The sequence below is a fragment of the Gemmatimonadota bacterium genome, from assembly GCA_040882465.1.
Classification (GTDB): domain Bacteria; phylum Gemmatimonadota; class Gemmatimonadetes; order Longimicrobiales; family Gaopeijiaceae; genus JBBEBG01.
Genome location: JBBEBG010000031.1, coordinates 38381 through 63770, shown reverse-complemented (window position 1 = coordinate 63770; position 25390 = coordinate 38381). Strand labels below are relative to the sequence as shown.

General features: G+C 66.9%; 25 protein-coding genes. 8 read left to right on the top strand and 17 right to left on the bottom strand.

Features of this window, described 5'->3' with window-relative positions:
- Nucleotides 1-17 precede the first annotated feature (17 nt).
- Genes WEG36_11630 through atpD form a run of 9 tightly spaced genes read right to left on the bottom strand, consistent with a single transcriptional unit; the run spans nt 18 to nt 7693 of the window.
- Nucleotides 18-2030, bottom strand: coding sequence for a protein-L-isoaspartate(D-aspartate) O-methyltransferase (locus WEG36_11630; protein ID MEX1258258.1), 2013 nt, complete (start codon nt 2028-2030; stop codon nt 18-20).
- 10 nt (nt 2031-2040) lie between these two features.
- Complete coding sequence (locus WEG36_11625; GenBank protein MEX1258257.1) at nt 2041-3609, bottom strand: F0F1 ATP synthase subunit alpha; 1569 nt, start codon at nt 3607-3609, stop codon at nt 2041-2043.
- A complete protein-coding gene (locus WEG36_11620; protein ID MEX1258256.1) occupies nt 3606-4370 on the bottom strand; it encodes a F0F1 ATP synthase subunit delta in 765 nt (254 codons plus the stop codon). Before WEG36_11620 ends, WEG36_11625 begins: the two co-directional genes overlap by 4 nt.
- A gap of 4 nt (nt 4371-4374) precedes the next feature.
- Nucleotides 4375-4650, bottom strand: coding sequence for a F0F1 ATP synthase subunit C (locus WEG36_11615; protein ID MEX1258255.1), 276 nt, complete (start codon nt 4648-4650; stop codon nt 4375-4377).
- Nucleotides 4632-5327, bottom strand: a complete 696-nt coding sequence (locus WEG36_11610; GenBank protein MEX1258254.1) for a F0F1 ATP synthase subunit A — start codon at nt 5325-5327, stop codon at nt 4632-4634. Before WEG36_11610 ends, WEG36_11615 begins: the two co-directional genes overlap by 19 nt.
- Before the next feature lie 12 nt (nt 5328-5339).
- On the bottom strand, nt 5340-5612 hold the full coding sequence (locus WEG36_11605) for an ATP synthase subunit I (protein ID MEX1258253.1): 273 nt from the start codon (nt 5610-5612) through the stop codon (nt 5340-5342).
- Nucleotides 5609-5947, bottom strand: coding sequence for an AtpZ/AtpI family protein (locus WEG36_11600; GenBank protein MEX1258252.1), 339 nt, complete (start codon nt 5945-5947; stop codon nt 5609-5611). The genes WEG36_11605 and WEG36_11600 overlap by 4 nt, the downstream gene beginning before the upstream one ends.
- Nucleotides 5934-6332, bottom strand: coding sequence for a F0F1 ATP synthase subunit epsilon (locus WEG36_11595; protein MEX1258251.1), 399 nt, complete (start codon nt 6330-6332; stop codon nt 5934-5936). Before WEG36_11595 ends, WEG36_11600 begins: the two co-directional genes overlap by 14 nt.
- The gene (gene atpD / locus WEG36_11590) at nt 6329-7693 is read right to left on the bottom strand and encodes a F0F1 ATP synthase subunit beta (GenBank protein ID MEX1258250.1); all 1365 of its coding nucleotides are present in this window, start codon (nt 7691-7693) and stop codon (nt 6329-6331) included. Before atpD ends, WEG36_11595 begins: the two co-directional genes overlap by 4 nt.
- A 226-nt stretch (nt 7694-7919) precedes the next feature.
- Here atpD and WEG36_11585 point away from each other — a divergent pair, with 226 nt between their 5' ends.
- Nucleotides 7920-10694 carry a cation-transporting P-type ATPase gene (locus WEG36_11585; protein MEX1258249.1) on the top strand — a complete coding sequence of 925 codons (2775 nt, stop codon included), beginning with the start codon at nt 7920-7922 and terminating at the stop codon, nt 10692-10694.
- Here WEG36_11585 and WEG36_11580 read toward each other — a convergent pair.
- Nucleotides 10680-11219, bottom strand: coding sequence for a CBS domain-containing protein (locus WEG36_11580; protein ID MEX1258248.1), 540 nt, complete (start codon nt 11217-11219; stop codon nt 10680-10682). The genes WEG36_11585 and WEG36_11580 overlap by 15 nt on opposite strands.
- A 483-nt stretch (nt 11220-11702) precedes the next feature.
- On the opposite strand from WEG36_11580, the gene WEG36_11575 reads away from it, so the two are divergent.
- The 7 genes from WEG36_11575 to WEG36_11545 are packed head-to-tail and all read left to right on the top strand — an operon-like array spanning nt 11703 to nt 19147.
- The gene (locus tag WEG36_11575; GenBank protein ID MEX1258247.1) at nt 11703-12179 is read left to right on the top strand and encodes an Hsp20/alpha crystallin family protein; all 477 of its coding nucleotides are present in this window, start codon (nt 11703-11705) and stop codon (nt 12177-12179) included.
- Between the two features lie 57 nt (nt 12180-12236).
- A complete protein-coding gene (locus WEG36_11570; GenBank protein MEX1258246.1) occupies nt 12237-13007 on the top strand; it encodes a glucose 1-dehydrogenase in 771 nt (256 codons plus the stop codon).
- Complete coding sequence (locus tag WEG36_11565) at nt 13004-14689, top strand: ATP-binding protein (GenBank protein MEX1258245.1); 1686 nt, start codon at nt 13004-13006, stop codon at nt 14687-14689. The genes WEG36_11570 and WEG36_11565 overlap by 4 nt, the downstream gene beginning before the upstream one ends.
- Nucleotides 14686-15147, top strand: a complete 462-nt coding sequence (locus tag WEG36_11560) for a response regulator (protein MEX1258244.1) — start codon at nt 14686-14688, stop codon at nt 15145-15147. The genes WEG36_11565 and WEG36_11560 overlap by 4 nt, the downstream gene beginning before the upstream one ends.
- A complete protein-coding gene (locus WEG36_11555; protein MEX1258243.1) occupies nt 15144-16784 on the top strand; it encodes an ATP-binding protein in 1641 nt (546 codons plus the stop codon). Before WEG36_11560 ends, WEG36_11555 begins: the two co-directional genes overlap by 4 nt.
- An 8-nt stretch (nt 16785-16792) precedes the next feature.
- A complete protein-coding gene (locus WEG36_11550; protein MEX1258242.1) occupies nt 16793-17716 on the top strand; it encodes a universal stress protein in 924 nt (307 codons plus the stop codon).
- Between the two features lie 6 nt (nt 17717-17722).
- On the top strand, nt 17723-19147 hold the full coding sequence (locus tag WEG36_11545; protein ID MEX1258241.1) for a sigma-54 dependent transcriptional regulator: 1425 nt from the start codon (nt 17723-17725) through the stop codon (nt 19145-19147).
- A gap of 48 nt (nt 19148-19195) precedes the next feature.
- On the opposite strand, the gene WEG36_11540 is transcribed toward WEG36_11545, so the two are convergent.
- The 7 genes from WEG36_11540 to WEG36_11510 all read right to left on the bottom strand — a co-directional run bounded on the left by WEG36_11540 (nt 19196) and on the right by WEG36_11510 (nt 25385).
- Complete coding sequence (locus tag WEG36_11540; GenBank protein ID MEX1258240.1) at nt 19196-19591, bottom strand: copper resistance CopC family protein; 396 nt, start codon at nt 19589-19591, stop codon at nt 19196-19198.
- Between the two features lie 68 nt (nt 19592-19659).
- Entirely contained in the window at nt 19660-20070 is a 411-nt protein-coding gene (locus WEG36_11535; protein ID MEX1258239.1) for a hypothetical protein, read from the bottom strand.
- A gap of 198 nt (nt 20071-20268) precedes the next feature.
- Nucleotides 20269-21513, bottom strand: a complete 1245-nt coding sequence (locus tag WEG36_11530; GenBank protein ID MEX1258238.1) for a TonB-dependent receptor — start codon at nt 21511-21513, stop codon at nt 20269-20271.
- Between the two features lie 457 nt (nt 21514-21970).
- Nucleotides 21971-22399 (bottom strand): Plug domain-containing protein, encoded by a 429-nt coding sequence (locus WEG36_11525; GenBank protein MEX1258237.1) that lies wholly within the window; start codon nt 22397-22399, stop codon nt 21971-21973.
- Between the two features lie 306 nt (nt 22400-22705).
- Nucleotides 22706-23044, bottom strand: coding sequence for a hypothetical protein (locus WEG36_11520; protein MEX1258236.1), 339 nt, complete (start codon nt 23042-23044; stop codon nt 22706-22708).
- Between the two features lie 106 nt (nt 23045-23150).
- On the bottom strand, nt 23151-24515 hold the full coding sequence (locus tag WEG36_11515) for a 1-acyl-sn-glycerol-3-phosphate acyltransferase (protein ID MEX1258235.1): 1365 nt from the start codon (nt 24513-24515) through the stop codon (nt 23151-23153).
- Complete coding sequence (locus WEG36_11510) at nt 24516-25385, bottom strand: prolyl oligopeptidase family serine peptidase (GenBank protein MEX1258234.1); 870 nt, start codon at nt 25383-25385, stop codon at nt 24516-24518.
- Between the last annotated feature and the right edge of the window lie 5 nt (nt 25386-25390).

Sequence of the window (25390 nt, the reverse complement as noted above, 5' to 3'; positions counted from 1 at the left end):
GATCTCCGAAACGGCGATCACAATCCGAATGGGTACGTGTCGGGAACACCTTCCCTAGGGCGGGGGGGGAGTGACGCGACCGCCCGCGTTTCGTCGAACCAGATGTACTCGTCGAACTGCCGCGGGAGCGATGCGTGGAAGTAGTGGCTCTGGAGCTCCGTCTCCGGCCGGTAGATCACGCCGATCGCTCGCTCCAGCCTCGAGGGCGTGAGCTCCTCGCGGACGGCTTGGCGTGCGGGGACCCTTAGCGGAAGGAGGAAGGCCGCGACGTCCGAGTCGTAGCAGAGCCGCTCGTAGCTCTCGGAGAGAGAAGGGCGCACGGCCATGATGCGCATCGGCTCGCCCCAGTTCGACGCGGCCGCGACCGTGCCCCGGTCCGTCCCGAACCCGACGAGATAGGCCGCATCGCCGAAGCTCTCCCTCGACAGTTCGCCGATGTTGAACTCCCCGCGCGTACCCATTTCCGTCGCCGATGCGTTTCCGACGTGAGAGTTGTGCGCCCAGACGATCGCGCGCGCGTCGGGACCCCGGAAGGCGAGAATATTCCCCAACGTCTCGAACATGTGCCGGTCCCGCAGATTCCAGGACTCCACCGATCCGTAATACATCGTCCGGTAGTATCGCTCGGCGCCGGCGACCAGGCGCGCGTTCTGCGTCGCGTCGAAGAGGCGCTCTCCGTCCCGCGCCATGAGCTCCAGCCGGCGGGCCAGCATCTCCTCCAGCATCGCCACGACCTGGGGTTCGCAGCTCCCGTAACGGCCCGTAATCACGCTGCGTCCGTAAACGGCGGGATCACGCTCCCAGGGCGTCAAGCAGCCATATCGGGCGCGGGCGACCCCTGCGGCATCCGGGTCCACGTCGTCCAGGTAGGCGAGGACCGCTTCGATCGAGGTGTGGAGGCTGTAGAGGTCGAGTCCGTAGAATCCGGCCTGGCGCTCCGGTTCCGTGACGGATGTGTTGTGCTCCCTCAGCCACTCGAACAGCTCGTGGATCTCGGCGTTGCGCCACATCCAGGAGGGGAAGCGACTGAAGGCCCGCCACGCGACGGAATCTACCGGGCGGTGCCGCACGTAACGGTCCACGCGGGCCGCATCCGGCCAGTCGGCTTCCGCGGCAACGATCGTGAATCCCTTCCGGAGGATGAGCTCCCGGGTGATACGTGCGCGCATCCGGTAGAACTCGGAGCTTCCATGCGTCGCCTCGCCGAGGAGCACGACGCGGGCATCTCCGATTCGCTCCACGAACGCGTCCAGGTCGGCCGACTCGATGTCGGAGAGCGGCTCCGCGGTCTCGCGGATGAGCGCGCTGACCGCATGACGGGCACGCGTACCCATTCCGGGGGCCGAGACTCCCGCGCCGGCCGACGGTGCCTCTTCGACTTCGGGCGACCACCCCGCGATTCCGACGAGAGGAACGAACTGCACGTCCCCCATCCGCTCGCGGTCGTAACCGGTCTCCGAGGAGCGCGTGATGCGCACGAGCTGCTGGGTGCGGGGCGTCGGTCCAATCGGGATCACGAGGCGACCCCCGAGGGCGAGCTGCTCCAGGAGCATCTCGGGGACCTGGGGACCTCCCGCCGCCACGATGATCGCGTCGTAGGGCGCATGCTCCGGCCAGCCGAGGCTTCCGTCTCCCTCGAGAACGCGTACGTTCGCGAGGCCCAAGCGCGCTAAGCGCTGTCGGGCCATCTCCGCCAGCGTCGCGTGCCGCTCGATCGTGTAGACTTCGCCGGCTACCTGGGCAAGCACCGCGGCCGCGTATCCTGAGCCGGTCCCGACCTCCAGCACCCGATCGCCCGGGGCGGGCCGCACGGCCGCGATCATGATCGCGACGATGAAGGGCTGCGAGATCGTCTGCCCTTCCTCGATGGGAAGCGGCGTATCGTCGTACGCGAATTCGGCGAGCCCCTCCGAAACGAAGATCTCGCGGGGAACGGCGCGCATCGCGTCCAGGATTTTTCGGTCCCGAATGCCTCGGTCTTCCACCTGTGACCTGACCATGTGGCTGCGGAGCGTCGCGAAGTCGGTCATCACCCTTGCCTCAGTCGAGAGCCTCTACGATCCACGGAGCCACGGCCTCCAGGGCGACCTCCCGGAGTGCCGCCTCCCTCTCCGGGGTGAGCTCGCCCCCCGAGCGAATATGGCGGCAGAGATCCGGGAGGCGCTCGCCGACCCGTGCGCGCACGTCCTCCTGGGCCTCTTCCATGTGCTCCAGCGGAACGCGATCGAAGACGCCGTCCGTCGCGGCCAGGAGCACCGAGATCTGCTCGGCCACATCCAGGAGCGCCCTTTCCTCCTGCTTGAGGACCTCGCGGACGCGCCTCCCGCGCTCCAGCGTCCGCCGGGTCTCCTCATCGAGCTGCGTGGCGAAGCGCGAGAATACCTCGAGCTCCTGGAACTGCGCGTATGCCACGCGCAGATCTCGAACGACGGCGCGGTAGGCGGGGAGCTGGGCGGCGCCGCCCACCCGTGACACCGACCGCCCCACATCAACGGCGGGGAGTACACCCCTGCGGAAGAGATCCGGGGAGAGATAGATCTGTCCATCCGTAATGGAGATGAGATTGGTTGGGATGTAAGCGGCGAGGTTTCCGGCCTGCGTCTCGACGATCGGAAGTGTCGTGATGGATCCTCCACCGTGCGCCTCCCGCATCCGGGTCGAGCGCTCGAGCAGTCGCGCGTGCACGTGGAAGATGTCCCCCGGGTATCCTTCCCGCCCGGGCGGGCGCCGGAGGAGGAGGGAGAGTTCCCGGTAAGCGCGCGCGTGCCGCGTGAGGTCGTCGTAGACGACGAGAACGTCCTTTCCCTGAGCCATGAAATCCTCGGCCATGGCCATGGCCGCGTACGGGGCGACGAATTGGAGGCCGGGTGGATCCTCCCCGGCCGCGACCACCACGATCGTGTGGCGGAGGGCATTCGTACGGCCAAGCTCCCCCACGACGCCGGCCACCGAAGAGCTGCGCTGACCGACCGCGCAATAGATGCAAACGACGTCCCCGTCGCGCTGATTCACGATCGCGTCGGTGGCGATCGAGGTTTTCCCTGTCTGCCGGTCCCCGACGATCAACTCTCTCTGACCCCGTCCGACGGGCACCAGCGCGTCCACGACCTTGAGCCCCGTCTGGAGTGGCACGCGAACCGGCCCGCGCTGGAGGATCCCCGGGGCCGGGGACTCCACGGGGCGCTCTCGCGTGGAGCGGAGAGAGGGCTTCCCATCCAAAGGCCGGCCGAGTCCATCCACGATTCTCCCGAGGAGTTCCTCTCCGACGGGGACCCGGAGGGTGCGTCCCGTTGCGTGGGCCTCCGTGCCGGCCTCCACGCGCTCCTCGTCACCGAGAAGAATGACGCCGACTTCATCCGGATCGAGGTTGAAGACGAGGGCGTCCACGCCGCCCGAAAGGCGAATCACTTCGTCGGCTCGAGCGCTCGAGAGGCCGTCAATGCGAGCCGTTCCACGCCCCACGGATCGGACGACACCGATTTCCCGCACCTCGGGCCCCGGACGAACGCCCTCCAGCGCGCGGCGCACCGCTTCGAGCGTTTGCCCCAGGGCGCCGGCCAGATCCGCCTCGGAAAGTGGTTCGGCCGTCTCGGCGTCGGGACCTATCATCTGGTCTCGGCCTCCAGACGGCTCGCCGCTTCGGCTTCGAGGGCATCGAGGTAGCTCGCCACGCTCCAGGCGACCTTTCGGTCGCCCGCGCGAAGCTCGATCCCGAGGGAAAGCTCCGGATCGTGTTCGAAGCGAAGCTCGAGCGGCTGCCCGATCCATCGTTCGAGGTCAGCTCCCAACGCCTTCCTCAGCTCGGGGGCGAGGGGGAAGGAGGTGCGCACGCGGATCGCACCGCCTTCCGCGGCGGCGGCCTCGACGATCTCCCTTCGCCCGTCATCGCCGAGCTCGCCCAGGCGGCCGAGAAAGACCCGGACCGCACGCGACTCGAGCTCGGCGTCGGCGAGTTCTTCGAGGACGCGCCGGACCGCTCCATACATCTCTTTCGAGATCGCGCGCCGAAGCTCCTCCAGAAACGCGGACCGTTGGCGGCGAAGGGACTCCTGCCATTCCCTCCTCAGCTCACGGACTTCCGCCCGAACCTCCTCCGCGAGCTCCTTCCGGCGGGCCTCGGCCTCGGCTTCGGCCTTCCTCAGATATTCCGCACCGGTTTCCGCCAACTCGTTTCGCTCCCCGCGAAGCTGCTCGCGCTCGGTATCCGCTTCCTCCCGGATCCGGCGCGCCCCTTCGAGTTGTTCCTGGATCCCCTCCTCTCTCCGCGCGATCGCCTCCAGAACCGGCCGATACAGGATGCGTTTCAGGAGCCAGACCAGGAGGGCGAAGTTGAAGAGCTGCGCGACGAAGGTGAACCAGTCGATCCGCACGGGCTCAGCCTCCGGCTTGGATCGCGTAGGACCAGAATGGATTTGCGAAGAGCAGGATGAGAGAGACGACGAGGCAATAGATCGCCGTGGATTCTACCATGGCCATCCCCACGAAAAGCGTGCGGGTCACCGTATTCGCCATGTCCGGCTGTTGGGCGATGGACTGGAGCGCCTGGGCCAGCGCTCGGGCCTCACCGAGCGCCGGAGCGATGCTTCCGATGGCGATGGTCAGGCCGGCGACGGCAATTGAGATCACGGCGATCAGCTCGACCGATTCCATGACTTCTCCTGTTGAAGTGAGCGGGCGCCCGAGGCGACGTAGACCAGGGCGAGCATGGCAAAGACGTACGACTGAATGATTCCGATCAGAAGCCCGAAGGCCTCGAGGAGCGCCGGGAAAATGAACGGAACGACCGAGAGGACGATGGCCACGATCACCCGCCCGCTCATCAGGTTGCCAAAGAGGCGAACCGCCAGGGCAAGGGTGCGTGACAGCTCGCCGATGACGTGGAACGGGAGCATGAAGGCGCTCGGACGCACGTAGTGCCGCAGGTAATTACTCACCCCGGTGCGAGAGATTCCGAAGACCGGCACGGCGGCAAAGACACAGGCCGCGAGCGCGGCGGCCGTCGAGAGAGAGGCCGCAACCACGTGGACCCCCGGAAGGGCGCCGAGGACCGTCGAGACGGAGATGAAGAGAAAGAGCGTGCCGATGAACGGGAGGTAGCGGTCGGGGTCATCAGGAACCACTTCGCCAATCTGCTTCCGCATCTGCATCACGATGATCTCCAGGAGGATCTGCCCACGACCGACCCGAGGTCCGGTCTGGAGGGTACGGGTGACAATCCACGCCGCCGCGACCATTGCGGCCATGCTGAGCCAGGTGAAGACGAGGGTTGCGTTGATCGTGACGAACCCCCACTCCCAATAAACCACCTGGTCCGGGGTCAGTTGCATCGGCCGCGTCTCCTATCCCACCCTGGGGGGTGCCAGCTTCGCGATGAAGATCTGCCGGGTGATCAGAAGTCCGGCGAGCGCGAAGGCGAGCGCGCCGGCGCCGGCCGAGCGCGCGAGGGCATACAGAGCGACGCCCAGGATACCCATGCGGGCGAGGTAGCTTCCCAGGACGAGTGCGGCCGGCCACCTCGCCTGCGGGATGCCGCGAGCGGTGATCCAAAGCGTCCCGAAGAAGAAGGCGCCGAGAAGGCACCCGACGAGAAGGCCAACCAGGAGGTCCGTCAACGTTTCTCCTCCATCTCCCTTGCGATCCAGAACCAGGCGTTCAGGCAACCCGCCCCGACGCCGATCACGAGTCCAGTCAGGGTCCAGGAGATTCCGCCCGGCCCTCCCAGCCTTCTGTCCAACCAGACACCGATCGCGATTCCGGCAATGGTGGGGATTGCGACGGCCCACCCGACGAGCCCCATCATCCCGAGCCCGAACCAGATCCCCCGATCGCCCTCCCGGCGGGCCCGCAGCTTTCGGTCTGCCTTACGTGAAAGTGCCGCCTCGAACCGAGACCGCCGCGCTCGATCCTCCGCCCCATCAGTCCCCGCGTCGGGGTCACTCGGCCGCACGGCCAATCTGCTCCATAAAGTGGCGCATGAATCGGGCCTCGAGCGTCGCCAGCGCGGCGCGGGCTTCTTGCTCCTTCTGATCCAGCGTGCGAAAGCGCTGTTCCACCGTCCCCTCCAGCGTCAGCAGGTCTTCGCCCGGGACCGCATCACGCACGGAAACCAGCACCGCGTCGCCGACTTTGACCAGGGTCCCCTGATCCACCGCCAGAATCCGCTCCGATCCGTCCTCCTTCCGGCGGTAAGTGAGGATTCCGGGGACGAGCGGACTCACGTAGTCCACATGATGGGGGAGGATCCCGAACGCACCCTCCCGACCCTCGGCTACGATCGAAGTGACGGTCTCGCGGACCACGACCCGCGAGGGGATCAGGACCTCGAGCTTCATGCGGAGGCCTCGTCCACCGAGCCGATGAGATAGAGTGCGCGCTCCGGAATGCCGGCAAACTCGTCCTTGAGGATTCGCTCACATCCCGAGAGGGTATCCTCGAGAGGGACGAGGCGCCCCTCCTTCCCTATGAACTGCTGCGTCACGGCGAAGGGCTGCGTGAGGAAGCGCTCCAGGCGGCGGGCGCGGCTCACGATCCTCTGGTCTTCCCGGGAAAGCTCCTCTTGCCCGAGCATCGCGATGATGTCCTTGAGCTCGTCGTAATGGGCGAGCGCCTCCCTCACCTGTCGTGCAACCTGATAGTGCCGCCTCCCGACGACCCGCGGCGAAAGCATCTTGGAGGCCGATTCGAGGGGATCGATGGCCGGGTAGAGGCCCTGTGCCGCGCGGTCCCTCGAGAGGACCACGCTCGCGGAGAGGTGGGTGAAGGTGTGGGTGATGGCCGGATCGGTGAAGTCGTCCGCGGGGACGTATACCGCCTGAACCGACGTGATCGCCGTGGTCTTCGTGCTCGAGATCCTCTCTTCGAGCGCGGAGAGCTCGGAACCGAGCGTGGGCTGGTATCCGAGCCTGGAGGGAAGCTGGCCCATGAGGCCGGATACCTCCTGGCCAGCCTGGACGAAGCGGAAAATGTTGTCGATCAGGAGGAGCACGTCCCGGTGCAAGCTGTCGCGAAAGTATTCGGCCACGGTGAGCCCCGTGTGCCCGACACGGAACCGGGCGCCGGGAGGCTCGTCCATCTGCCCGAAGACGAGGACCGTATCCTTGATGACTCCGGACTCCTGGAGTTCTCGATAGAGCGCCTCGGCCTCCCGGTTTCGCTCCCCGATGCCGCAGAAGAGGCTGATCCCTTCGTGGCGGGCCACGATATTGTGGATCATCTCCATGATGAGGACCGTCTTTCCCACGCCGGCCCCCCCAAAAAGGCCGGCTTTTCCGCCCCGCTCGAGGGGCGCGAGGAGGTCTATGGCCTTGATCCCCGTCTCGAGAATGCCGGCGCTGGAGCCCAGTTCGGCCAGGGGCACGGAGGGCTGATGGATGGAGCGCCGCTCGCTGAGCTCCAGTGCTCCTCCGTCGTCGATCGCTTCGCCGAAGACGTTGAGGACCCGGCCAAGGAGCTCCTTTCCGACCCCGATGCGGAGGGGGCCACCCGTATCCAGGACGGGAGAGCCGCGGCCGAGGCCCCCGACCGGCGTCAGCGCGATCCCGCGCACGACCTCGTCACTCCGCTGGCTCAGGACCTCGATGGCCACCGTCTCGTCCTCTCCGGCGCGGAGGAGGTGATAGAGTTCCGGGAGGCGCTGGGGAAACCGGACGTCCACCACGCTCCCTCGAATCGAGACGACCTCTCCTCGGTTCACGGCGGTCCGACCCGGCGGCGGGAATTGTGACGTGCGGAATTCATGGAGTTCTCTCGGGAAGGAACTCGAACATGGATAAGAGCGGACCGGCGAACTTCGTGCCAGTGGCGTCGTGCCGCGTGGCGGATCAGGGACCCTCGCCGCACGGCCCCTGGCGGGAACGGTTGGCCACCCCGAAGCTGGGTCCCGGATCCTACGCGCACCCCCCCCGAACCGGAGGCCGTAAGTGACGGGAGGCGGGCCTGATCGGACCCACGCGACTGTCGCTCCGAGGGGAGCGGAGACCCGGGAGAGCGGCCCCACTCCGTGGCACCGGCTTGCGGTCGAGGAGGCATTGGCGCGGCTGGAGGCCGGGCCGGAGGGGCTCTCGGAGCGGGAGGCCGCGCAGCGCCTCGAGCGCTACGGGCAAAATGCGCTCTCCATTCATCCTCCGACGTCTCTTGGGAGGATCCTCTACGAACAGGTGAAGAGCCTGGTCGTCCTGCTTCTCTTCGCGGCCTCCGTCGTCGCCCTTCTCGTGGGGGATGTTCTGGAGGCAGTGGCAATCGGGGCAGTGCTCGCGATCAATGTGGTCATCGGGTTCTGGGTCGAGTGGCGCGCCCGCCAGGAGATGCATGCGCTGAGCCGCGTAGTAGTCCAGGAGGCCGTCGTGGTGCGGGACGGGCGGGAGGGCCACGTGGATGCCCGGAACCTGGTGCCTGGCGATCTGATCGTGGTGGAAGCGGGATTCGCGATCCCCGCCGACGCCCGCCTCGTCTCGGCTGCGGAGCTCATGGTGATCGAGGCGCCGCTCACCGGAGAGTCGGTTCCGGCGGAGAAATCGGCGGACCCGATTGCTCCGCCGGAGGGAGAGGAGGTACCGCTCGCGGAGCGCCGCTCGATGGTCTACAAGGGCACCCTGGCGGCGACCGGGGCCGGTAGGGCCATGGTCGTCGCAACGGGCCTCGCCACCGAGATCGGCCGCATCAGCGAGCTCGTTCAGGAGACGGCGAGCGAAGATACCCCGCTCGAGCGGCAGTTGGACTCCCTCGGGAAGCGGCTCATCTGGATCGCCGTCGGGGTCGCGGCGCTCGTCGCCGTCCTCGGGGTCGTTCGCGGACATGATCCCTGGCTGATGGTCGAGACGGCCCTCGCGCTCGCGATCGCGGCGGTGCCGGAAGGGCTCCCTCTCGTGGCGACGATCACGCTGGCGCTCGGCATGCGCCGCATGGCTCGACGCCACGCCCTGATCCGACGGCTCCCCGCGGTCGAGACCCTGGGTTCGGCCACGATCGTCTGCACGGATAAGACCGGGACCCTGACCGCGGCCGAGATGACCGTGACGCGAGTGGAGACGGCGGGCGGATCCGTGGAGGTCACGGGGCGGGGTTTCGCCGCGGAGGGGGAATTTCGGATCGGTGGTCGTCGCGTTCGGCCCCCGGAGGTTCCAGGGCTCGAGTTGGCCATCCGGATCGGCGTGCTCGCGAATCGGGCTCGATGGAGGGGAGGGGCGCGGGCTCCCGAGTTCGGCGGCGATCCGACCGAAGTGGCTCTCCTGGTGCTGGGCCGAAAGGCCGGAGTGTCGCGGGAGGAGCTGCTTGAGGCGCATCCGGAGGTGGGAGAGATCCCGTTCTCGGCCGAGCGCCGGTTCATGGCAACCTTCCATCGCGACTCGGCCGGCCGGGTCACGGCTTACGTGAAGGGGGCGCCGGCGCGACTTCTCGAGGCTTCGGCCGCGCGGATGACGGCGGATGGGCCGGTCCCGCTGGACGAGACCGGACGCCGTGCGCTTCTGGAACGGAACGACGAGCTGGGAAGTCAGGGGCTCCGACTCCTCGGCCTGGCCATAGGCGAACTGACGGAGGACGCGCCACTGGACGAATCCGTTTTGCGCGACCTCACCTTCGTTGGGTATGCTGGAATGATGGACCCGCCGGCACCCGGCGCCCAGGAGACCATCGCGCTTCTCCGGCAGGCCGGTGTGCGCACCGTCATGCTCACCGGGGATCAGGCGGTCACGGCCCACGCGGTGGCGCGCGAGCTCGGGGTGCTGCACCCCGAGGATGAGACGCTCGACGGCCGCGATCTCATGCGCCTCTCCGAGGCGGAATTGACCGACCGGGTGGAGCGCGTGACAGCCTTCAGCCGGGTCTCTCCCGAGGACAAGCTCCGGATCGTGCGGGCCTACCAGACTCGGGGCGAGATCGTCGCGATGCTGGGAGACGGCGTCAACGATGCCCCCGCCCTCAAAAGGGCCGATATCGGGGTCGCGATGGGTGGGCGCGGGACCGACGTGGCCAAGGAGACGGCCGGCCTGGTCCTCCAGGACGACCGGTTCGAGACGATCGGTGCGGCCGTGCAGGAGGGCCGCGTCATCTTCGATAACATCCGGAAGTTCATCTTCTATCTCTTTTCCTGTAACCTCTCGGAAGTGCTCGTCCTCTTCGCGGCTGGGCTGGCAGGCCTACCGCTCCCGCTCCTCCCCCTCCAGATCCTCTGGCTGAACCTGGTCACGGACGTCTTCCCGGCGCTGGCGCTGGCCGTCGAGCCCGCCGAGCCCGACGTCATGCGGCGCCCGCCGCGCGACCCGGCCGGAGCGATCCTTTCCGGCGGCTTTGGAGCGGTCGTGGGCGCCTTCGGACTGATGCTGACCGCGGTGACCCTCGGAGCATTCCTTTGGGCACTGTATGTCTGGGAAGTCGAAGGCGATCACGCGGTGACGATCGCCTTCATGACGATCGCCATGACGCAGCTCCTCCACGTGTTCAACGCGAGGAGCCCCGGCCCCGTCGTGACAAGCCGCCGTTTCTTCGGAAACCCGTGGGTCTGGGGCGCGATCGGGCTGACCGTGGTCCTTCAACTCCTGGCGGTCTATCTTCCGCCGCTCTCTCGGGTCCTTCGGACCCACGCCCTCGGACTCGAAGACTGGGGGCTGGTCCTTCTGGCCTCGTTCGTACCGCTGGTCGTCGGGCAGGCCTGGAAGTGGCTCGCCTACCGGGGGGCCCCCTCAGCCGCGCGCTAGCGCGCTCAGGATGTCGGTCACGGTCACGATTCCGACGAGCTTTCCCGCCTGAAGAACGAGAGCCCGCCGGATGTTCTTCTCCCCGAGAAGCCGCGCCAGTTCGCGGAGGGTCGCATCGGCGTCCACCGTGACCGGATCACGAGTCATGATGTCCTCGTCGGAGTAACCTTCGAAGACGTCGCCGGGGAGTTCGCGAATCCGGTCGCGAAGGTCCACGAATCCGCCCCGCGGGGTCACGTAGTACGCGAAAAACTCTCCCTCGATGGAAGAATCCACGACGGCGCGGTCGCGGAATGGTCCGGCGACCTGGAGTCCCCAGCGCACCGCCTCCGGTACCTGGCCGAGGTCCCCGGCGAGCCGCATGATGTCCTGGGACGAGATGACTCCCACGAGAATTCCCTTAGCATCCACCACGGGAAGCCCCGTGATCTTGGACGTGCCAAGCTTCTGAATCGGCTCCGAGACCGGCGCACCGGGCGAAATCGTGACGACGTCCTTTTGCATGATCTCCTTGACGAGCGTCATTCGGTACTCCGGGTTGGCGGGGGTCTTCGTCTTGGAGGGCACGGCAGTCCCGGTTCGAGCACCAGGGCAGGTGCCGTCGGTTGCAAGCTGCGTGCCTGCCCTATCCTCGTGCCACCGGCCCGCCGATCGTGCTCGGTGCGGGTCGTCGACGAGGAACCGAACGAACCGGCTTGCGCCGTGCGGAACCGTGACCCTTGCGTCCCGCCCCGGGACATTCTGTCCGCTCGGTTCACTCGCCGGAAACCCTGGGGAAGTCACCCGCTCTGCGGGTGCCGGGGGCCCATCCCGAGCCTCGGGGCCAATCGCCGGCGCGTGGCCGCCTCGGGCGGACACTTGGCGATCCGCGGGCGCCGTCCTGGCACGGTCCTTCCACGGTAGGGGGCCATCCAGCGGGCACGATCGCCCTGGAGCGAGCGCACCCTCGGCGATCCGCAGGAACGACCAAGCGGGGCCTCCGGCCCCCTCGGACAAAGGAGATGGATCATGGCACAGGTACCGGCGGTGGGCCGCCGCGCGAGCGGCATCTTCACTCCCTGGCGCGACCTCGGAGCCTTCGAAGACTTATTTGAACGGATGGGCGTGAGCCCCTGGTCCGGCGAAGCCGCCGGCGGGGCCTCGATGTGGGCTCCCCGAGCGGACTTCACGGAAGAGGACGGGAAATACGTCGTCACGGCGGAGCTACCGGGAGTCGAGTCGAAAGACGTGGACATCCAGGCCGATGGGAACACGCTCTGCATCCGGGGCGAGAAGAAGGTCGTGAGGGAGGAGTCGAACGAGCGGGTCAGGATCTCGGAGCGCCAGTATGGCTCGTTCGAGCGCACTTTCGTGCTTCCCGCGACGGCCAACGCCGAAAAGATCAAGGCCAGCTTCGACCAGGGGGTGCTCAAGGTCGAGATCGAAAAACGTCCCGAAGCCCGGGGCCGAAAGATTCAGATCGCATCGAAACCGAAGCCGAAGTAAGCCGGACCGATTCAATGGACCGGGCGCCCGAATCGGCCCGGGGAAAGGAGCGGCAAGATGGGAAGAGTCGCCGGGAAGGTCGCGGTGGTCACCGGCGGCGCCGTCGGCATCGGGGCCGCGTGTTGCCGCATGCTCGCACGGGAGGGGGCAAGCGTGGCAGTGACCGACGTCCAGAACGCAGCGGGAGGGGCGCTCGTCCGGGAGATTCTGGACGCGGGCGGAGTCGCACGCTATTGGCACCTCGACGTCGGCGACGAGGCCGAGTGCGCCCGCGTCCTCGGGGAAGTCGCCAAGAAGCTGGGCGAGATCACGGTTCTTGTGAACAACGCCGGCATCGCGGGCCCGAATAAGCCTACGCACGAGATCGAAGAGGCCGAGTGGGACCGCGTGCAGCGGACGAACGTGAAGGGCGTCTTCTTCTGCACGAAGCACACGATCCCCTCGATGAAGCGCGCGGGCGGCGGAAGCATCGTCAACTTGTCCTCCATCTACGGCCTCGTCGGCGGGCCGGACGTGCCCCCCTATCACGCTTCGAAAGGGGCCGTCCGGCTCATGACGAAAACGGACGCGCTGATCTACGCGCCGGACGGGATTCGCGTGAACTCGGTGCATCCGGGGTATATCTGGACGCCGATGGTCGAGAAGCACCTGAAGGATTCCGGCATCGAGCGGGAACAGGGCCGCAAGGATCTCGCGGCGCTCCACCCGATCGGGCGGGTTGGAGAGCCGGATGAGATCGCCTACGGCGTCCTCTACCTCGCCTCGGACGAGTCGTCCTTCGTCACGGGGGCCGAGCTCGTGATCGACGGAGGGTACACGGCGAAATGACCTTTCGCCTCCGTCGGCTCCCCTTGCATGCGGCGAGCCACCCTATAGTCTATTGCGCTCGCCTCCCCACTGGGCCGCCTGTGAAAACCGACAATTCGCCGATCCACCTCGATTCAGGCCGCGATCTCGCGGAGGGTCCGCCGGACAACAGTTCTGAGCCGATCGTGGTGGCGCTGCGCGGACTCTGCGCAATCGCTTCCGACTCATCGCTGGACCTCCCAGGCCGCACCACGCAGCTCCTCCGGCTGGGGTGCGCTTGTTTTGGAGCGGATGCGGGCTTCCTCGTACGTCACGGGGAGGACGGGGCCGTCGCTGAAGCCTCTCATGGATCGCTCGGGGAAATGGATGCCCGTTTGCCATTCCGGCCGGGTGAGGCCGGTCTCGCCGCAAGACATGAGGCGCCCCTTCTCATCGACGGAGAGATCTATGGAACGATCGTCTTCGGGACGCGGGGAGAAGGGCCGATTCAGCCTTCGGAGGCGGAGCGAGAGCTGGTCGGCTTGATGGCGGTCTGGCTGGCGGCCGAGATCCAACGCTCGCGGGCCGAAAAAGCGCTTCGCGCTTCCGAGGCCCGCTTCGCCGGAATCGTCTCGATCTCGGTGGACGCGGTGATTTCGGTGGATGAGGGTCAGAATATCATCCTCTTCAATGAGGGGGCGGAGGAGATCTTCGGTTACCGTGCGGAGGAAGTCCTGGGCCAGCCGCTGGAACTCCTCATTCCTCCTCGTTTCAGGAGGAAGCATCGGGAGCACCTCGACGCCTTCGGCAGCGGTGAGGAACCGGCACGCCGAATGGGAGAGCGAGGGAAGATCCACGGGCAAAGACAAGACGGAGAGGAGTTCCCCGCCGAAGCCTCGATTTCGAAGCTGGAGGTCAACGGGGAGCGGATCTATTCCGTCGTCCTCCGAGACGTGAGCGCGCAAGCGGACTACGAGGACACACTCGAGCGAGAGGCCCTGGAGCTGGGGCGCTCGAACCGGGAGCTCGAGGCGTTCGCTTCCGTGGCATCCCACGATCTCCAGGAACCGCTTCGAAAGATTCGAGCCTTCGGGGACCGCTTGCGGGTCGAGGCCGGCGACCGACTGGAGGATCAGAACCGGGTCTATCTCGAACGGATGCTCGGTGCCGCCGAGCGGATGTCGGACCTCATCGGCGACTTGCTCGCGTACGCACGCGTTACGAGTCGAGGGAGCCCATTCGAACGGGTGGATCTCACAGCGCTCGTCCGGGAGGTGACGGCCGATCTCGAGATCCCTTTGAACGAAAGCGGTGGCAGGATAGACGTCGCGACGCTTCCGGCGGTCGAGGCGGATCCGCTTCAGATGCGGCTCCTCTTTCAGAATCTCCTCGGGAATGCGCTCAAGTACCGCCGGGAGGGCGTACCGCCCGTCGTGGATGTGAGCGGCACGATCCAGCAGGATCCACGCCCGGGCGTCGAAATCCAGGTTCGCGACAACGGGATCGGATTCGATGAGAAGTATCGGGACCGCATCTTCGAAGTCTTCCAGCGTCTCCACGGGCGCGGGCAATATGACGGGACAGGGATAGGATTGGCCATTTGCCGGAAAATCGTCGAACACCACGGGGGCGTGATTTCGGCCTCGGCTGAGCCGGGGCTCGGCGCCACCTTTCTCGTAACAATACCTATGCCGGCGCAGTCCCGGGCAGAAGGCCGAGGATGATGGCGGGGCATGGGCGAAGGCTGGTCGCGGTGCTAATAGCCGATGACGACGAGGAAGACCGCCTGTTGATGCGGGAGGCCTTCGACGCCTGCGGTCTCGAGAATCCACTCTATTTCGTTTTCGACGGGGAGAATTGCCTCGATTTCCTCGGTCGCAGGGGGTCGTACGCGGAGCCGGGAGCCGCCCCGCGCCCCGGCATCATCTTCCTGGATCTGAAGATGCCCGGAATGACCGGATTCGAGGTCGTGGAGGCCATCAAGCGGGACTCGCAGCTTCGCTCCATCCCGGTCGTGGTGGTGACCACCTCGGACGCGGAAGAGGACGTGGCCCGCAGCTACGAGCTCGGCGTCAGCGGTTATGTGACGAAGCCGGTCACCTTTGACGGACTGGTTCAGGCCGTCGGCGTGCTGAAAGACTACTGGTTCGAGACCGTGGCTCTTCCTCCCCACGGGAGATGAAGCAGACTACCTCTTCGGACGCGTCCGACGCGATTAGAGTCCTCCTCGTCGAGGATGATGAGGAAGACTACCTGTTGACCCGGGACCTCCTCGCGCGGGTCCCGGAAGGGAATTACCGGCTGGAATGGGCCCGGTCCTTCCAGGAGGGGATCGCCCAGCTGGAAGAACGCACGTTCGACGTTTGCCTCCTCGACTTCCGGCTCGGCGCCCGCGACGGTCTCGACTTTCTCGGGGAAGCCACGGCCCGCCACATCCATGTGCCCGTAATGGTCCTCACCGGGAGTCGAGACCCCGAGCTCGACCGCGCCCTCATGAACGCGGGGGCCGCGGAGTTCCTGGAGAAGGGAAGGCTCGATCCCCAGCTCCTCGAGCGAACGATCCGGTACGCGATTCGGCAGTGGCGTGCCGAGAGAGCACAGCGTCTTCTCGCGGACGCGGGCCGCGCCCTGGCCTCGTCCCTCGAACCGGACACCGTCCTCGGGATCGCCGCCCGGGTCGCCGTGCCCGGCTTCGCAGACTGGAGCTGGATCTCCCTCAGCGATCCGGGGCCGGATCGGCGTGCGGCCGACGTCTTTCACCGGGGAAACGGAGAGGAGGCGCGGCTCCGCCTCCTCCTCGACCTTCCTTCGATGCCGGGGGAACCGTCGCTGATCGCCCGGGTCCTCGAAGAAGCCGCGCCCCAGCTCCGCCGAATCGCGACGCCGGCAGCGCTGAGCGAGCTCACCGCCGGCGGGCCGCACCTGGATATCTTGCGCGGCGTGGATACGGGATCGGTGGCGCTCGTCCCTCTGGAGGTCCGCGGGAAGGTTCGCGGCTTCCTCCTTCTCGGCCGCTCGGGACATCGCCGGCCATTCGACGAGCGAGATCTGTCCCTCGCGCGGGATCTCGGCACCGACATCGCGATGGCGCTCGAGAACGCCCGGCTCTACCAGGCCGCTCAGGAAGCGGTTCGCATGCGGAACGAAGTCCTCTCCATGGTCTCGCATGACCTGGGGAATCCGCTGGCGGCCATCGTCATGGTGGTTCAACGCCTTCTGGAGAAGCCGGAGGGCGAGGCATCGCGCACGAGAGCGCACCTCGAGATGATCCGGGGTTCCGCGAGGTCCATGGTGCGGCTGGTCGAAGACCTGCTCGCGGTTGGACGGGCGGAGGCCGGGCACTTCACGATGGATCGCCATCAAGCTCGACTGGGTCCCGTGGTCGCCCGGACGGTGAAACAATTCCGCGGCCCGGCAACGGAGGCCGGGATCAGGCTTGAAGTGGATCTTTCGTCGGTGCCGCCTTCTCTGGAAATTGATGCGGGAAGGATCGGACAGGTCATCTCGAATCTCCTTTCGAACGCGCTGAAGTTCACGCCGCCCGGAGGTAGCGTGTCCATTCGTGTGCGCGACGGCGAGGACGAGGCGGTCGTGTCGGTCGAGGATACCGGCCCTGGAATCGAGGCGGAGGACCTCGCCCACCTCTTCGATCCGTTCTGGCAGGCCGACAAGACGCGGAAGGGCGGGGCTGGGCTCGGGCTCGCCATCGCCCACGAGATCGTCGGAGGGCATGGAGGAAGGATCTGGGTGGATAGCGCGCCCGGCCGCGGAAGCACCTTTCACTTCACGGTGCCCCATTCTCGTCGGGCCTTCCCATGAGAGGAATCATGGTGCCGTTGGACGGCTCGGCGCTCGCCGAGGCGGCCACCGGTCCGGCCGCGAGGTTGGCGGCGCGCCACGGCATCGGACTGCATCTCGCTCGCGTCGTGTCGAACCTCCCGCCCGCCGCTTTGGCCGTGGACGCCATGGACTTGGCGGCTCGCTGGATCGAAGACGAGGAGGCTCGGGCGAGCGCCTACCTCGAAGAAGTGAAGTCCCGCATCTCCGCGGAGCCGGGGGCTCTCGATGTTTCGGCGCACGTGCGGGTTGGACCGACCGCGAAGTCGCTCGTCGGGTTGGCGGGAGAGCTCAAGGTGAGCCTCATCGTCCTTACGACGCACGGCCGGGGGGCATGGGAGCGCGCATGGTTCGGGAGCGTGGCGGACCAACTCCTGAGGACTGCTCCGATCCCCCTTCTGCTCTTGCGGGCCGGCACGGATGCGTCGCGTGTCTTCGCGGACGAGAGCTACCCGCGGCACGTCTTCGTTCCGCTCGATGGTTCCCTCGCGAGTGAGGAGATCCTCGTCGTCCTTCCTCGGATCCTGTCCGAGAATGAGAGAAGAGTCACTCTTGCGACCATTCTCCACCGGCCGGTGAGCGTCCCTCCGCTTCCGGTCCCGAACGCCGACTCCGGACGTGACCCTCTCCGCGACGAAGAGATGCGGGCGCGGCGTTACCTGGAGCGTCTGGGGGAGAGATTGCGGGCGGACCGGATGGGTCGGGTGGAGCTGCTGATCAAGGAGAGCACCGACGTCGCGCGCTCCCTCCTGGAGAGCTGCGCCCACTTGGATGTGGATTTGATCGCCCTCTCGACACGGGGCCGCGGGGCGGTCGGGCGCTTCTTCGTTGGGAGCGTGGCCGACAAGGTGATCCGGGGCTCAGAGACGGCGGTGCTCGCGGTGTGCTCGCCGGACCGGGAGGACGAAGGTTAGACATCGATGACGGTCCGCCCGTTGGAATCGGATGGCGCTTCACCTCTTCGGCCCCGTGTGCTGGTCGTGGAGGACGAAGAGGTCCTGCGCGCATTTCTTTGCGAGACGCTGGACGAGGAGGGCTTCCAGGTCAGCGCCGCTTCTTCCGGAGAAGAGGGCCTGAAGCGTCTGGAATCCAGCCTCTTCGACGTCGTACTACTCGACTTGAACCTTCCCGGAATGCACGGGATGAACGTTCTCGCGGCGGCGCCGGCGACGCAGACCGACGCACAGTTCATCGTGATGACCGCATTCGGGTCGGTGGATACGGCGGTCGAAGCGATGAAGCTCGGAGCCTTCGACTACCTCAGCAAGCCGTTCGGAACCGATGAGCTCCTCCTCACGGTGCGGCGCGCGATCGAGGAGACCGATCTGAGGCGGGAGGTCGCCCAGCTTCGCACGCGCCTCTCGGACGACACCCGGTCGAGGATCATCGGGAATACGGCGGCCATGCAGAGGGTTTTCGATCTCATCGCGCGAGTCGCACCCACTCGGGCGAACGTTCTGATCGTCGGAGAGACCGGGACCGGCAAAGAGCTTGTGGCCCGCGCGATTCATGACGCCTCCGAACGCGCGCGCCGGCCTTTCATTCCCGCCAACTGCTCCGCGCTAACCGAGACACTTCTCGAGTCGGAGCTCTTTGGCCATGTGCGGGGCGCTTTCACCGGGGCGGTGCAGGCCAAGCGAGGGCTCTTCGAATCCGCGAAAGGAGGGACGCTTCTTCTCGACGAGGTGAGTGGGCTTGCCCCTTCGACTCAGGTGAAGCTCCTGCGCGTCCTGCAAGAACGGACGATCACCCCCGTTGGAAGCACCGAGCAGGTTCCCGTGGACTTTCGGCTCGTGGCCGCGACGAACGAAGATCTGGGCGAGCTCGTGCGCAAAGGACACTTTCGGGAAGATCTGTATTACCGGCTCAATGTCTTCCCGATCGTGGTGCCGCCGCTTCGGAGACGTCGCGAAGACATCCCGCTCCTGGCTAACGCGTTCCGCCTTCGATTCGCGGAGGAGCACGGTGTCGAGCCACCGCACATCCTCCCGGAAACACTTTCTCGCATGATGGCCCACGACTGGCCCGGAAACGTTCGCGAGCTCGAGCATTCCATCGAGCGGGCGATGATCTTGCATCGTGGGGCGCGCACCCTGCCGTTCGAGCCGGCGGGGGGACAGGAGCAAGCGTTCGGGGGCCTCTCGGAGCACTTGAGCCAAGCGAGGCTCGGGCGCTGGGATCTGGATCGTCTGGAGCGGGAGCACATCCTCGCGGTCCTCGAAGACGTGGGATGGCATCAGGCGCGCGCCGCCGAGATCCTGGGCGTCAACCGCCGGACTCTCTACCGAAAGCTCAGGAAGTACCGCGACGATGGCTTCCTTCCCGAGTCCGCGCCCCTGGATTGACCGCGTTCGCGGTGCGCTGCAACCCCGAGTGTGATCCGCGTTCTCAGCTCAGTCGGCGGTCCGAACCCCAAAATCGAACTCCGCACTTACGACATGGCCGTCGGCCGCCATGGCTCGCCAGGCCACGGAGTAACGTCCGGGGGCGAGGCCCCGCTCGACCTTGGCGCTGAAGGCCGTCGCATCCTCCGGATCCGCGGTCGCTTCACCCGTGGGAACGAGGGCACCCTCGGAGGTCAGCAAGCGAATCTGGGTCGTCCCGGGCTGTGGCGCCTGGGTGAACCAGAGGGTGATCTCCGTCGGTGAGGCGACCGTGGAGTCGGCGGCCGGCTCGGATCCGAGGAGGGCGAGGTGTCGCTCGGCGCCTCCCGCGGTCGAACCGAGAACGGGGACAAGGGCTGCCACCAGGACCACGGCTAGCGGGCTCCCTTTCAAGCGGGTCATCATCGGCTTCTCCTTATTAAGGTTGGCGGGGATTCATGTCATACGACCGTCCCGCGTCAAGGCAGTGCTGGTCAATGCGGCGCATGGACGATCACGTTGACCGTATAGTCGTGCAGAACCTGATCCTGTCCAAAGTACGGGATCGTCACGGGAATGGTTGCCGCGGTCGTGAAGGTGTGCAGGGCGGTGTACATCCCGGCTTCCGGCTCGAAGGCGGTGTAGCTCCCCGCCGACCCGTTGACGCCGACCAGGATGGTCGGAGCGAGCCCGGTCACCTGTTCGGCGCTCGGCGCGTGTGCCTCCCCCTCCTCCGCGAACCAAAAAGTCAGGCTGGATTCTTCGCCCGCATGGATGTGGCCCGGGAAGGCTTCGAACTCGACTTGGTACCCTCCGGCGCTGGAATGAGCGCGAACGACCGCGAGCGGTTCCTCCACCTCGAGCATGACCTTCACCTGGTCGTCGGAGGGACGGATCCCCGCCACTCACCGTGAACACGCCGGGCGTTTCCCTGATGTGGAAGTGGTGGGGCGAGACTGCGAGCTGCACGATGAGGTCCTCGGTGGCGTACCCATCGGGACCGGTCGGCGAGTCGTCGCATCCGGCAAGGGTGAGGAAGGCGACCACTGTGCTGGCGACTACCTGCTTCTTCATGAGCGATCTCCTGTTGGTGGAAGCGCGTTTCAATTCCCGCTGACGTAATGGACCGTGAGACCGATACTGCGGGGCGCTCCGGGGTTCACGTATCCAGAGGACCGCATCTCCGGGTAAACCTTATCGAGGACGTTTCGCACCTCGAGATCCACCAAGAACCGCCCCCGGATCGGGAAGGCCACACCGAGGTCGAGGAGGGAGAAAGAATTGGTCGTGACGCCGGACTCGCCGACCGGCACGCACGGTCCGGTGACTCTCCACTCGACACGTCCTTCGATGCCTTCGCGGAGCGGGAATGCCGCCGAAAGCTGTGCGAGATACCGCGCGATTCCGGGCACCCGTTGTCCGGAAGCGGGCTCGACTCCTTCAGGCGCAGGCTCTCCCGAGCCATCGTCCCCGTGATCGTGATGGGCGTCCGCGTATTGTCCGGATAGCTGGGCCCTGGTCACCGTTCCACGCCCCGATGGCGGGAGTCCGATCGGAAGCTGGTAGGCGAAGGTCACCTCGATCCCCTGGCGGACGCTCGACCCGGACGAGCCGATCTCCAGCGTAATCGGATCCTGGATTCGTTCGTTGGTCACATCGGTTCGGAAGAGGGCGAGGTGGCTCTCCACCCCCGGCCGCTCGTAGTGGAGGCCGATCTCTTGCGCCCAGGCGAGGACGGGCGGACGGTCCGGGTCGCCCAACACGCCAACCGCGCTCCGGAATCCCCGGCTCGAGGAGGCCATGAGGCTCCACCGGTCGTTCAGGCCGAATCGCGCGCCGAGCTTTGGACTGAGGACGGTCGTGCTGCCGTCCACCCACTCGCCGACGGGTCCCTGTTCCCCGATCACATGGAAGGAGATCGGGTAGGGATCTTCGGGATTCGCGCTCTCGGCGACGATGTTCCCGTCGAATCCCATCCGATTGAAGCTTCGGACTTTGAGGTGATCGAGGCGCGCGCCGAAATCGAGCCCCGCCCGATCCAGGAAGGTGCGACGCCAGCGCACGAAGACGCCGGCCGCCGTGTGCTCCGCATCGAGCGCGAGCTCTTCTTCGACCATCCGACGGCGTAGGGTCCGGTCCCGGTCGTACTCCGACCGGTCCGTCCGAAGGGAGGTTCCGAGGGTAAACTCCCCGAACGGTGGAATCCACGAGACTTCGACCCCGGTCCCGGCACCCCAGCGCCGGTCGGCCTCTCCGGTTTGATAGGGATTCCCGAAGGCGTCCTCGTGCCCCGGGGTGGTGAGGAAGAGCTCCCAGTCCGACCAGACCCCCCCATCACCTGTACGAATTTTCCGTCCCCGACCGGGGCGGCGTAACGGCCGTGCGCGACGACGCGCGCCTGCCTTCCGTCATTCGTCCGGCCCGCGGGCTCCTCGAGGGTCCCACTCTCGAAGTCCGTCGTCGAGACGAAGCCGGGCGACCCCCAGTCGGCCCCGTGGACCGCGAGCCCGCCTTCGATTCGACCATCCCCCAAACGTCGCCATCCGCGTGCGAGGAGGCTTGCAATCCGCCGGTCGCTATTCTGGCGCCACCCTTCGACCCGCCGGAGGTCCAGCCCGACGAGTCCACCGCCCTCGGCCCCGCGCCGACCCGCCGTGATCCAACCGGACGCGTCGCCGAACCCGCTGGCCGAGAGACTCCCCTCGATCCCTTCGGCATCGGATCGGGCGAAGAGCCCCACCGCTCCGGCGATGGAGAAATCCCCGTGAAGGGGGCTCGCCGGACCATGGATGACCCGGAGTGAGCTCATCGCCCCGGGAAGAGGAAGTTCCAGTCCGCATAACCTTCCACATGCCCATGGACGGGGAGGTTCACGGGGACGCCATCCACGACCAAAAGGACGTCGCTCGAGTGATCGGCCGTGAACCCGCGGAGTACGACGTTCGACGCGAAACCCCGACCCTGGCCCTGGTCGTGGACTTCCAGCCCGGCCACGCGCCGCATCAGGTCATATGGATTTTCGCCCGGCGTCCTCTTCGTCAGATCCGGATCCACCGTGATCGTCGCGACCGGGGGTGCGGTGGCCCGCTCCCGGGCGGCGGTCGCCTGGATGGGTGCGAGAAGGTAGAGGACGGTGTCCGATCGCGGCGCCTCCTGCGCGGCGAGGGCCGGTCCGCTCAGAATCGTGCCGAGGCCTCCCGCGAGGGCGAGGCGGCACTTCGTCATGCACTTCATGGTTGAACCTCCTGACGCGATCTCGGACTTCAGGTCGGGGCGAATCCGCGCCTTTGCCAGCGCGTGAGGGAGGCTCCGAGGGTGAAGTCGTCCAGTGGGACGAGATGGACTACCGATGCGTCAGAAGGCGGGAGGGGCGTTCGAAGGGGGGAGGAAGTAGGGGAGAATCGCCGAAGGAACACGCGCCTCCATGTCCGCGGGACCGGGCACGGTGGATGTCGCTTCTGGGGTAGCTGGCAGCGATTCCCTTACGGATTCCGGGGGGTTCGCGCCCGCGATCCCCGTGCAATACAGGGAGCGGCAGTCTCAGTCGTGATCGCCGTCCCCCGCGTGATCCGCGGAGCCGCCGTGAGAGCCCACGGCGTGATGCGCGTGGTCACAGGGAGCTTCGTCGGCGCTCGCGGCCTCGGAGATCGCGTGGCCGGCGCGGGCACCGGACGCGGCATGAGCGGCGTGGTCCGCGTGGTGAGATGCCGGATCCGGAGGAGCCGGCAGCCCTTCCTCTTCAGAGCCGGGCCCGGCCGCGCCGTGGTACGCGCATGCGCCGACCTGCGCGGCATCCGCGACCCCCGAAAGGAGCCAGAACGCCGCCGCGAAGAGGGCGGGCCATCGAAGGACGTGGCGGCGTCGGAGGATCGTGCTCATTACGTAAAAGGTGGCGTGGCGCCGGCATCCCACACAAGGGCGAGGAGCTCGCTCGCCGGCCTGCTCGGCCGCGGTTCCCACCGGTTCGATGCCAGGCGCCGGTCTCTCATCGCTCCGCGCCCTTCCTTTCGAGTACGGCGTCGAACTCCCGGGCGAGCTCGGTGCGCTGGGTGGCGAGACGCTCTCGGAGGCGGGGACGATCGAGGAGTCGGAAGTAAACCGCGGCATCTTCTTTCACCCGACCCCACCGCTCCCTCCATCCCAGCGCGATGAGGCCGATGGCCATGGCCGCGAAGGGAAGTAGCGCCGCGCCCCAACGTCCCCAAACGAGGAATCCGCCGAAGGCGACGGCGAGCAGAGTGGCCGGAACCGTGAAGACACTCGTGGCGAACTTGTAGGTGGCCACCGACTCGTACTCCATCTCGATGCGGGGCACGACCAGACGCGGAAGGATCCAGACCGGATACCAGAGGATCGTGCCGAGGACGGCGAGGGGAAGCCCGAGGATGAGCATGAGTCCTTCGGAGATCGTATAGCGGACGACCGCCCCGCGGGGATAACGTCGTGGAACCGCCCCCTCGCGCGCTCCGAGGGCCCGGCTCGCCGCATCTACCCGCCGGACTTTGCTGGCGAGCGCCGCGTGCGTCGCCGGCTCATGGGTTCGAACCCATTCCAGAGCCTCCGCGAACCTGCGCAGCCGGGGGACGCGGGCGGCCAGCGGATCGCGCTCGCGGTAAGCGTGGATCCGTCTCTCGCGGCTGTAGATCCGGTCCGCGGCCAGGATCAGGTCCAGGTCTGCCTGGGCGCTCAGGTTCAGCGTGACCTTCCGGAGCCGCTCGGCGATCTCGTCGGTGAGCCCCCGCACCGCGTCGGCGTCGTCCGCACCGGCGGGGGTCACCCAGCGCTCGATCGTAAAAGGCTTCCCGATCCAGGCGAGGGCGCGCCCCCGAAAGAGGTGCTTCCCTTCCCAGGTGAGCCCGATCGGCACGACCTGAAGCCCCAACCGTCCATCCCGCTCCGCTTCGGCCGAGAGGGCAATCCGCGCCGCGCCGGTCCGGAGTGGCTCGATCGCCGGCTGCGAATGGCTCTTCCCCTCGGGATAGATCTGGAGGGCATCCCCCGCGAGCAAGGCGTTGATGGCGGCGCGAAAGGTTTCCTCGTTCCGATGCATCTGCTGCGGATCGTCCTGCCTGCGATAGACAGGGAGCCCACCGAGTGCGCGAAGCATCGGGCCGAGAAGGAGCTGGTCGAAGAGGGGCGCCTTGCCGAGGGGACGCGTCGGGCGTCCGGCCGCACGGAATACGACGAGGGGATCGAGCAGGGCGTTCTGATGGTTCGCGACGACCATCACCGGTCCGTCGGGGATGGGATCCCCCCGGACTTCGATCCTGACAAAGACCGACGCGGCCCGGCCGGCGAAGCCGGTGATGGCCCGTGTGACGAGGGACCCGCGCCGCCCGGCCGTCTTCACCTACCGTGCGGCGGGCCGCTGATCCTTTCGGACGACATCAAAAAACGAGAATACCTTGGAAAGGTTGTCCGGATTCTCGCGCATGAAGAGGGAGTGATCCCCTCCGGCGAACTCGATGTAAACGTGCTGCATGCCGAGCTCGCCCATCCGCGCGACCCAGGCGCGGCTCTGCTCGACCGGAACCGTCGCGTCCGCGTCCCCGTGAAGGACGAGCACCGGGAGCTCGCGGAAACGCTCGATTTCCGCGAGGGCGTCGGACCGCGGGGCGGGCGCGGCGACCGCGACTCCCGCCCAGATCTCGGGGAAGCGGGCGGCGAGATGGTAGGCTCCCGCGCCCCCCATGGAGTGGCCCCAGAGGTAGATGCGGTCCGAATCGACCGAGAACTCGTCCCGTGCGATCTCGAGGACGTTCATCACGTCCCGTTCGCTCAGCTCGCCGAGATTCTCCGGGACGGTTCCCTCTTGGCCCGCCGCGACGGCGCCGCCCGGGATCCCGGCTCCCCGGCTTCCGTACCACCCGCGCGGATGGTATCCGAGCGGCGCGACCACGATGAATCCGTGGTGTTCGGCGAAATCGATGAACCCCTCGTAGCCCATCATCCAGTCGTAGGGGCGACCCAGCCCGTGTAGGGCCACGACGAGGGGAGATTCGCGCGAAGCGTCGTATGTCGTGGGGACGAAGAGGGCGTACGGTACTTCGACCCCGGTTTCTTCGAAGAGATAACTCCGCCCCTGCACCCGAGAGTCGGCGGCGACGACGGTGCCCGGTTCCTGGGCCGAAAGTGGCGTCCCCGCGGCTCCGCCGACCAGCGCCAACAGCGCGGCGGCCCAAAGAAGTCCCGAGGTACCGGAGTCTGGTTTCGAATCCATTCGAC

Coding starts and splice junctions, on each gene's coding strand:
- WEG36_11630 (MEX1258258.1), bottom strand. CDS start 2,030: ATGACCGACTTCGCGACGCTCCGCAGCCACATGGTCAGGTCACAGGTG.
- WEG36_11625 (MEX1258257.1), bottom strand. CDS start 3,609: ATGATAGGTCCCGACGCCGAGACGGCCGAACCACTTTCCGAGGCGGAT.
- WEG36_11615 (MEX1258255.1), bottom strand. CDS start 4,650: ATGGAATCGGTCGAGCTGATCGCCGTGATCTCAATTGCCGTCGCCGGC.
- WEG36_11610 (MEX1258254.1), bottom strand. CDS start 5,327: ATGCAACTGACCCCGGACCAGGTGGTTTATTGGGAGTGGGGGTTCGTC.
- WEG36_11595 (MEX1258251.1), bottom strand. CDS start 6,332: ATGAAGCTCGAGGTCCTGATCCCCTCGCGGGTCGTGGTCCGCGAGACC.
- WEG36_11580 (MEX1258248.1), bottom strand. CDS start 11,219: ATGACGCTCGTCAAGGAGATCATGCAAAAGGACGTCGTCACGATTTCG.
- WEG36_11575 (MEX1258247.1), top strand. CDS start 11,703: ATGGCACAGGTACCGGCGGTGGGCCGCCGCGCGAGCGGCATCTTCACT.
- WEG36_11570 (MEX1258246.1), top strand. CDS start 12,237: ATGGGAAGAGTCGCCGGGAAGGTCGCGGTGGTCACCGGCGGCGCCGTC.
- WEG36_11565 (MEX1258245.1), top strand. CDS start 13,004: ATGACCTTTCGCCTCCGTCGGCTCCCCTTGCATGCGGCGAGCCACCCT.
- WEG36_11560 (MEX1258244.1), top strand. CDS start 14,686: ATGATGGCGGGGCATGGGCGAAGGCTGGTCGCGGTGCTAATAGCCGAT.
- WEG36_11555 (MEX1258243.1), top strand. CDS start 15,144: ATGAAGCAGACTACCTCTTCGGACGCGTCCGACGCGATTAGAGTCCTC.
- WEG36_11550 (MEX1258242.1), top strand. CDS start 16,793: ATGGTGCCGTTGGACGGCTCGGCGCTCGCCGAGGCGGCCACCGGTCCG.
- WEG36_11545 (MEX1258241.1), top strand. CDS start 17,723: ATGACGGTCCGCCCGTTGGAATCGGATGGCGCTTCACCTCTTCGGCCC.
- WEG36_11540 (MEX1258240.1), bottom strand. CDS start 19,591: ATGATGACCCGCTTGAAAGGGAGCCCGCTAGCCGTGGTCCTGGTGGCA.
- WEG36_11525 (MEX1258237.1), bottom strand. CDS start 22,399: ATGAAGTGCATGACGAAGTGCCGCCTCGCCCTCGCGGGAGGCCTCGGC.
- WEG36_11520 (MEX1258236.1), bottom strand. CDS start 23,044: ATGAGCACGATCCTCCGACGCCGCCACGTCCTTCGATGGCCCGCCCTC.
- WEG36_11510 (MEX1258234.1), bottom strand. CDS start 25,385: ATGGATTCGAAACCAGACTCCGGTACCTCGGGACTTCTTTGGGCCGCC.